This is a genomic window from Mesorhizobium sp. M4B.F.Ca.ET.017.02.2.1 (assembly GCF_003998955.1).
Lineage (GTDB): Bacteria > Pseudomonadota > Alphaproteobacteria > Rhizobiales > Rhizobiaceae > Mesorhizobium > Mesorhizobium abyssinicae.
Genome location: NZ_RZOF01000294.1, coordinates 1 through 7,885 on the forward strand (window position 1 = coordinate 1; position 7,885 = coordinate 7,885).

Here is a 7,885-nt window from a genome sequence, read left to right on the forward strand (position 1 = left end):
GTATCAGACTATGCCAGCTTTCCAGAAATGCTGCGCGTTCGGCGTGAGTCCTGGCCTTCCAGTCGTAAAGCGCCGCCTGCGCCGCGTCTATTGCTGCCCTTGTTTCATCAATGCCCATATCGGGCACCGTTCCAAGCACTTCCAGACTCGCTGGATCGGTCACATCGACCGTCTCATTGCTGTGCGCATGCTGCCAAACATCTCCGATGAGCGCCCGTTGGCGAAACAGGTCCGCATCCTTCAGGAAACCGATCTTCGTGATTGCATTCATGGTCGTCATTGTCCTTTCAGCCGATGTCGCCGGCGCGGCTTGCACGATGGAAATTCGTCCGCGTGTCGCCGCAACCGTATCTTTCGCGAATCCTAGATCGATGGGCATGCTCTTGAAATTGCCGGGCGAAACAGGTTTCCCGCCCGATATCCTGCTGCTGCTGGACCCGTTGTAGCCGCCGCTGGGAAGGGTCGCCCAAGCGCGCCCAGCTGCTAACGGACGGATCGTGCATTTCCAGCGCTGCGTACCTCCACGCCCGTTTATTGCCGATGAACGCAGGTTCCTTTGACGGATCGAAGCTCTACGTCGCGGTATCTGATGATAGTGGAGAGCACACCGCATTTTTCATTGAGATTGCGCCCTCTGACCGTGATCACATTGCGTCAGCCAGGACTTCGAAAGCCGATCGTGCTGCAATCGCGGCGCGTTCTATTCGGCGGGATCTTGTGCATTGAAATCAGTCATTCACCACTACGTAGATCTTGCGCACGGTCTCGATCGTGCGCCACACGCCGACAAAGCCAGGTTTCATCACGAAACTGTCGCCGGCGCGATAAGTCTTGGTCTCGCCGTCCTTCTCCTCGATTTCAATCACACCCGAAATGATGTGACAGAACTCGTAGGTGCTGCCTTTCACCGAATGCGTAACGCCGGGTGTCGCCTCCCAGACGCCAGCCAGAACCTTCTCACTTTTCGAAGCGTCCTGCGCCCAAGTCTTGAATGATGGAGCGCCGGAGATGAGTCGCTCCGGCAACGGCAATGACTGCTTCGGCGTGAAGGCGGGATTCGTGTCGATCGAGATCAGAAGTGACATGTGAGGTTCCTGTTAGTAGCCAAGTTTCCGATCGGCGATGCCGATCAGTTCTCCCAGGCGCGGTGACGCCGGGTATCTCCACCAGCGATCGCGCAGCCGTATGCATGCTGGGACTGCGGAAAATGCGATCAGCTTCGCGAAAACTTCTTCGACATTCACGAGTACCGCTCGCCAGCGCTATTCATCGGATGCAGATAATGTCGCAGCCCGCGGGAGCATTCCCTGCCGAACGGCGCTGCGCTTTGGCTGAAGATTTTGAATATTAGGTCAGAACCAGCGAAACTTGCTGGCCTTCGAGTGCAACTTTGGGGCAAAAGAGGGCTGCAAAACCGTGCAACAGGCACCCGATCAAGACGTGCTCGCGAGCTTGGCAATTCGATAAAGGAGCGGGTCGACCTAAATGCAAAGATCAGTGCGCCTGAAATCTTTCGAACTGGTTGCGCGCGACATTGATGATGTCGACGTAAAGCTGCTGCATGCGCTCTCGATTTCGGTCCGGTGGCCGCATCGGCCAAAGGATTGGGAACTGCTGCGCCGTGCCGGCCGCGGCATCGTTGCTGTGGACGGGATCGGACGGGTTTTCGGCAGTGCGATGTGGTTTCCCCATGGGGACGATTTCGCCACCATCGGTTTGGTCATCACAACCCCCCGCACGCAAGCGCAAGGAGGCGGTCGATGGCTCATGGACTTAGTTCTGGGAGAGTGTGGCGATCGCAGCTTGACGCTCAACGCCACCCACGCTGCTTATCCTCTCTATGTCTCACTCGGCTTCACCGCCGAGGCGACGGTATACATGCGCCAAGGCGAGGTCTTACAGACGCTCCCAGTTCCGAACTTGGACGGCGAATTGAAGGCCTTGTCGAGCGATAGGCTACAGGAGATCGCGGCGCTGGATACCCGCGCGTTTGGGACAAACCGCGAGAGGCTGCTCGCGTTGCTCGCCGCGGATGCCTCAATTTGCACTTTGAGCCGTAGCGGCGAGATCGTCGGGTATTCCATGTGTCGCGAATTCGGGGGTGGTTTTGTCATCGGCCCGATCGTCGCGCGCGACGAACTTGACGCAATCCATCTTACCGCTGTGCATCTGAAAAATCTGATCGGGCGGTTCGTCCGCGTCGACACGCGCGAGAAGGACGGCGCGTTTGCCGAGTTCCTCCAGCAGAGCGGCCTTTATATTGCGGAGTCTGTTACGACCATGTCCAAAGGGCGCCGTTTCCTCAACCGAGAACACAACGAACCCTGGGTTTACGGGCTGGCCAGCCACGCATTCAGCTGAATACGACTTCCGCCTCCACTACCGCGATCCTAATGATCGTGAATATTTCCGAAGACATTGTCAGGCCGGCATATCCTGCCCCATCAATAGAAATGACCGATCCAGCCCCTGCCTTCGGCGTGGCCGCGAGTGGCGATGGCAGTATCCCTGGACACCGGTCCCGATGAGCACCGGTAAGGCTGACCGAGCGAGGTGCCCCTCCCAAGCGCATTCTGATGCGACTCGTACCGGTTTGCTTCATTCCCGACAGGCTTGGGAACGTGGGGGGCCCGCTCACTTGTCTGCCGACACATTGACCTTGCTTGGCGTGCCTGATTTCCGGCTCTTCAGATGGCAGCGATGTCCAGCTTCGAACCGTCGACCAGACGCGACAGCCGGAACGGTGTGGGATCGACGGAAGGTGTGTCGTTCACGACAAGCTCTGCAGCCAGATAGCCGAGCCCCGGGCCCAAACCGAAGCCGTGACCCGAGCAGCCCGCCGCGAGGACGAGACCTTCCACCCGGTCGATCTGCGAGACCACAGGCACCGCGTCCGGCGTGCAATCGACGAAGCCACCCCAGGCGCTATCGATCTCTATTTCGCGAAGTTGGGGAAACGTTTTCCGGACACTCTCCACCACTTGGCCCACCAGCCATTTCAAGGGCGGTGGATCCAGCACGCGATTCTGTTCGAATATCCGATCATCGTTGGTCAGCAGCGCCTGCATTGAATCCGGACCCGAAACGAACGAATGACCGACGCCGAGCCTGACGTTCTTCAGGCGGCGCAAGAACTGCGGCATGAATTCCCGGCCGTATCGGATAGCCTGGGGCGTAATCTCGAGGTTTGCCTTGCCGCTGATGGCAAGCGTATAGCTGCCGTCCAGTCGGCGTGTGATCGTGCAGTAGGGGGTCGAGACCGCCTCGCCTATGTTGATTGTCGGGGTGGAACGCAGTGCGGTCTGCCGAATGCTCGCTTGGGGGAAACTGATCCCGAGCGGCCGAAGAAAGCGCGAGGACCAGGCGCCGGCGGCGCACAGCACCGCGCTGGTTCTGATGTAGCCCTTCTCGGTGTGCACGCCCGCAATCTTGCCATTGGTCAAGTCGAGCGCCCGCGCGGCGCATCCCTGGTGGATCGTGGCGCCCAGAGCTCTGGCCCCTTCGGCGATAGCCGGCGCCGCGAGCGCAGGTTCGGCCTTGCCGTCCCGCTCCGAATAGGTTCCGCCGGCCCATTTATCGCGCGCTTCGGGGACACGCTCGGCCACCTCCGCCCGGCTCAGTACTCGGGTGTCGACCTCGTACTCCCTGGCGACCTCGCGCCACCTTTCCCAGCCGGCGAGCACAGCCTCGTCGTGGGTCGCATAGACGAGACCGCAGCGTCGGAATCCGAGGTCCCGATTGATATCGCGCGTGAGTTCGTCCCACAGTCGCATGGACATCACCGAGAGCGGCAGTTCGCGCCGGTCGCGGTTCTGCTGGCGGCACCAACCCCAGTTTCGGCTCGATTGTTCACAGGCGACGTGGCCCTTATCGAGGAGCGCCACAGAGAGGCCACGCTTCGCCAGGTAATAGGCGGCCGTAGACCCAAGGATGCCCCCGCCGACGATGACGACGTCGGCCTCGGCCGGGAGACGCTCATCGCTGTGAATGCGTTCTACGCGGGGCGACATGTTCAAACCAACCTCGGCTGCCAAGAATGCGGAAGCAAAGTTCCGATCAGCCCTTCATCGCATCGTGCGCTCGATAGAATTTGCCGAAATCATCGAGGACTTCGCAAGATGTTTGGGTTTTTGACCGCTTGATCGACAAGAGCTGCTCAAGCGCCGACCGAGTTCCAGTTCGGCGTCGAGCGGCACAACATGCGCGCGTGCTCGTTATCGCACTTGTGGGCCTGCTCCGCTTTCGGCAGGTGGCGTTGAAAAACTCGCGTTTGCGCTTGCTCGGCGTCGAACCGGCGGCTTAGAGCCGCCTGGTAGCTTTCGTTTCTAGCTGTCAAATCCGCAGAGCGGGCTGCCTCAGCGTTGATCAAGCAATTTGATCTGGAGATCTTCCCAGTGCTCCTTGAAAGCTTCTCGGGCGGTGTCGTAGTGGCGGCTTCTCAGGCCGTTGATGAGCCGCTCGTGCTCTAACGCCATTTCCTCAGCCGTCCCATAGAAATCCTGCCGCTGGACGAGGAGAAGCTCAATCTCGCCTTCCAGGCCCGAATAGGTTCGCTCCAGTCGGGCGCTCCCACTCGCCGCGACAATGGCGCGATGGAAGTCGCGGTCCGCGGTAACCAGCGCGGACCTGTCAGAGGACAGGGTCGAGGCGTGCATGACCGCGACCGCCTTGAGCGCCAAGGGCGGAATGACCCCGGTCAGCACGATCAAACGAATGGCTTCGCCCTCTATGGCGCCCCGCACACGTGTGATGTCGACAATGTCGTCAGGTCCGAATTCGGGCAGCACGAACCCTCGGTTCGGTATTTGACGCAGCAAGCCCTGGGTGACGAGTACCTGGGCCGCGGTACGGAATGTGTGCCGTGAGGTCGAATGCTCCTCGCACATTCTGGCGTCGCGGAGAAATTCGCCAGGCTGGAAATCTCCCGACAAGATGCGCCCTCGCAAGTCGTGCGTCAGGGCTTCTACCGCGCTAACGGGGAAAGGCTCAGCGTTGGTTTCTATGTCTTGGACTTGCTTCATGGCCTTGGTCGTCGATGTTGCGCGTGCAGCTACGCCATATGCGGCGATGTAGGGCAAGGAAGATCATGCTGTATCGCACCCTACTTCTGCACGGACCGAAGCGCCTCGTCGAGGCCCTCGAGCAGACGTCCTGCGTTGGACGATGTGAAGACAAGCGGAGGCCTAATCTTGAGGATATTGGCATCTGCTCCCGTCGCGGAAATGAGGATGCGCCGATCGCGCAAGGCGTTGACGGCCGCTAGCGCACGGTCCATGTCCGGAATCTTCCGGTCGCGATCCTTGACGAGTTCGACGGCGAAATAGAGGCCCGTCCCCCGAACATTGCCGACGAATTCGTACTTGTTTTGCAGGTCGCGGAGGCCGTCGAGGATTTCGCCGCCGACCTTGGTAGCGTTGTCCATCAAACCCTCTTCGACGATCGTGTCGAGCACGGCCTGCGCAGCGGCGATGGCGACGGAGTTGCCACCGAACGTGTTGAAGTAGCGCATGCTGGACCCGAATTCGGCCACGAGTTTGGACCGCACCACCAAGCCCGCAACGGGATAACCGTTGCCCATAGGTTTTCCAAGCGTGACGATATCCGGATCGACCTCGTGACGGGCGTGCCCCCAAAGGTGGGTACCGGTCCGCCCGAAGCCGGATTGTACTTCGTCGGCTATAAACAGGCCTCCAGCCTTGCGTACTACTTCCGCCACCGGCCCCAACGCGTCCGTGGGGTCGACATAGAGACCATCGGAGGAGAAGACGGAGTCGGCGACGAAGGCAGCGAGGCCCCCGCCATGCCTTTCGAGGTCGGCAATCTGTCGCGCAACATCTTCCGCCATCCGCCGCCCGATTTCCTCGACGGGCAGGCGATAGGAGTCGGGCGCAGCGACCGTGCGGAGAAGGGGATCGAGGGCCGACTTCTTCCCAAGGGACGGCGAGATTGCCGCCACCGCACCGCTGTTGCCATGATAGGCCTCGGCCGTGACAATGACGCCAGTCTTGCCCGTGTGGTACCGCGCGATGCGCAAGGCGAGATCGTTGGCCTCGGAGCCAGTGCAGGTGAACATCGCACATCCGGTGCGGCCGAGTTCGCCACCGAATGTATTGATCAGGGCTTCGGCATAGTCCAGCAGAGGTTCCTGCATGTAGCGCGTGTGGGTGCAGAGGACTTCGAGCTGCTTCTGGATAGCCTCGACGACGCGTGAATGAGAGTGACCTAGCGATACGACGTTATTATAGGCGTCGAGATATTCGTTGCCGTGCTTGTCATAGAGGAAGACGCCCTTGGCGCGAGAAATCTCCACCGGCGATCTGTAGAATAGTCGATACGCGGGGCCAAGCAGCCTTTGCCGCCTGGCCACATGCAGAATGTCTTCACCTGGGAGATGAGACGCGTCCTGAGGGTTGAAGCCATTGGCCATGTCGCCACGGTAGCCCTTGGGCAGGGTAGTCGCTTGTTTGGGCATTACGGTTCCTCTCGGGTCAGAAGATCGGATATTTGTGCGGTCGACACCGAGTTGAACCACTCGAGATGAGCCCACCCGGCTTCGGTGTGGCGCATGATGTAGCGGCTGTTCTCAGGGAATATCTCGGCGCGCCAGCAGGTCAGAAGCGCGCGGACCGCAAGTCGGCCCATCGCCAGGAAAGGGATAAGGCGGAGTTCTTCGTCCGTCAGTTCGGCGTAGCGAAGATAGCCGCGCAGAACATCGCGCGGTTCATCGAACAGGTCACGCCGGTTCGCATGGTCGATGGTCTTTGGCATCTGATTCATCAACGCAGTGGACACGTCGACCGCGATGGCGGTGCGGACGGCATCGCCAAAATCGATGACCCCAGTCAGGAACTGCGGGCTGGCGTGGTCAACGACCAGGTTCGACGTATTGAAGTCGTTGTGGAGCACTTGCCGCCGGCACAGGTCGAGCCGCGGCTTGATCTCGGCAAACCGCTCAAGCGCGCGGACCGTCCACTCCCGCTTGCAGCCCTCTGGAATGAAGCCCAACAGATCGGAGAGATCGAGCAGATGGGTGACGTCCCATGCCAGCGTCCGATCGTCCGCGGGATGGGAAAAATCGGCCATTGAATGACGTAGCTTCGCCAAGACCTCGCCAATCCGTTCGCGCTGTGGAGCGGTGGAAGTCGTCCGGTCGAGCGGCGCACCGCAGAGGAAGGTGATGAGCCGCACCACTCTCCGCTCGCCGGCACTGGTCGTGACGATGGGCAAATCCGCGCCGTCGACGCCGCGATGTGCACGGGGGATGGGTAGGTCAGGAGCCCGCTGCTCGAGATGGCGCAACAGCGCGACCTGGAAATCGAGTTCCTCCACCCGCTCGGAAGGATGAGCGATCTTCAGGACGAACTTCCCTCGGCCGGCGCAGTCGAGGAGGAACGTGTCGTCCTTCTCGGTTTCAAAGCGTCTGGCCGAGCCACGCACGCCATATAGAAGTTTGGCGATTTCTTCTGCTTCCGCCGCACCCACAGGATGGCACGCCTCGGAAAGCTCCGAGGCGCGGGCCGGCTGAACCTGATGATTGTGACCCATCTTCCACTCAATTCATATCCTGCCTCAAGAGCGCGCAGCGCCGCAGGCTTGACTACCTCACATTTCCATTTTTGTACAACAATTTGTTTGTCAATCGACATGATCGCCGTTTTGGGATCGAAGGTCGCAGCCCAATTTCGACCAAATTTTCGACTGGATCATGCGGGCAGCTTGGATGCACTATGACCGGAAGGAGCAATAATGTTGAGGATTATCACCGACATAGCAAGCCGTTGCCCGGGCATGGTTCGCGATATACCAACGCTGACGAAAACCGGCTGGACGTTTGATGCCCCTATTGATTGTTGGACAATCTATTGCAATAACTGCTTCGCTATGC

8 protein-coding genes are annotated in these 7,885 nt (G+C 59.9%); 2 read left to right on the top strand and 6 right to left on the bottom strand.

Annotated features, from left to right (window positions below):
• Window positions 1–271: aldehyde dehydrogenase family protein (locus EN738_RS26530; protein ID WP_127286284.1), on the bottom strand; the 271-nt coding region annotated here is incomplete at its 3' end.
• Between EN738_RS26530 and EN738_RS35225 the strand changes: the two genes are divergently transcribed.
• Window positions 258–446: a hypothetical protein gene (locus EN738_RS35225; RefSeq protein ID WP_145966937.1), complete on the top strand. Its 189-nt coding sequence runs from the start codon at window positions 258–260 to the stop codon at window positions 444–446. The two genes, EN738_RS26530 and EN738_RS35225, sit on opposite strands and share 14 nt — an antisense overlap.
• A 282-nt stretch (window positions 447–728) precedes the next feature.
• Here EN738_RS35225 and EN738_RS26535 read toward each other — a convergent pair whose 3' ends face one another.
• A complete protein-coding gene (locus EN738_RS26535) occupies window positions 729–1,085 on the bottom strand; it encodes a cupin domain-containing protein (RefSeq protein ID WP_127286285.1) in 357 nt (118 codons plus the stop codon).
• A gap of 400 nt (window positions 1,086–1,485) precedes the next feature.
• On the opposite strand from EN738_RS26535, the gene EN738_RS26540 reads away from it, so the two are divergent.
• Window positions 1,486–2,361 carry a GNAT family N-acetyltransferase gene (locus tag EN738_RS26540; protein ID WP_127286286.1) on the top strand — a complete coding sequence of 292 codons (876 nt, stop codon included), beginning with the start codon at window positions 1,486–1,488 and terminating at the stop codon, window positions 2,359–2,361.
• A gap of 326 nt (window positions 2,362–2,687) precedes the next feature.
• On the opposite strand, the gene EN738_RS26545 is transcribed toward EN738_RS26540, so the two are convergent.
• The 4 genes from EN738_RS26545 to EN738_RS26560 all read right to left on the bottom strand — a co-directional run bounded on the left by EN738_RS26545 (window position 2,688) and on the right by EN738_RS26560 (window position 7,482).
• Window positions 2,688–4,010, bottom strand: coding sequence for an FAD-binding oxidoreductase (locus tag EN738_RS26545; protein WP_127286289.1), 1,323 nt, complete (start codon window positions 4,008–4,010; stop codon window positions 2,688–2,690).
• A 345-nt stretch (window positions 4,011–4,355) separates the two neighbouring features.
• Window positions 4,356–5,021, bottom strand: a complete 666-nt coding sequence (locus EN738_RS26550; RefSeq protein ID WP_189605989.1) for a GntR family transcriptional regulator — start codon at window positions 5,019–5,021, stop codon at window positions 4,356–4,358.
• Window positions 5,022–5,101: 80 nt separating this feature from the next.
• Complete coding sequence (locus EN738_RS26555; protein ID WP_127286288.1) at window positions 5,102–6,472, bottom strand: aspartate aminotransferase family protein; 1,371 nt, start codon at window positions 6,470–6,472, stop codon at window positions 5,102–5,104.
• Entirely contained in the window at window positions 6,472–7,482 is a 1,011-nt protein-coding gene (locus EN738_RS26560; protein ID WP_127286290.1) for a phosphotransferase, read from the bottom strand. Before EN738_RS26560 ends, EN738_RS26555 begins: the two co-directional genes overlap by 1 nt.
• Window positions 7,483–7,885 lie beyond the last annotated feature (403 nt).

Coding starts and splice junctions, on each gene's coding strand:
- EN738_RS26535 (WP_127286285.1), bottom strand. CDS start 1,085: ATGTCACTTCTGATCTCGATCGACACGAATCCCGCCTTCACGCCGAAG.
- EN738_RS26540 (WP_127286286.1), top strand. CDS start 1,486: ATGCAAAGATCAGTGCGCCTGAAATCTTTCGAACTGGTTGCGCGCGAC.
- EN738_RS26545 (WP_127286289.1), bottom strand. CDS start 4,010: ATGTCGCCCCGCGTAGAACGCATTCACAGCGATGAGCGTCTCCCGGCC.
- EN738_RS26550 (WP_189605989.1), bottom strand. CDS start 5,021: ATGAAGCAAGTCCAAGACATAGAAACCAACGCTGAGCCTTTCCCCGTT.
- EN738_RS26555 (WP_127286288.1), bottom strand. CDS start 6,472: ATGCCCAAACAAGCGACTACCCTGCCCAAGGGCTACCGTGGCGACATG.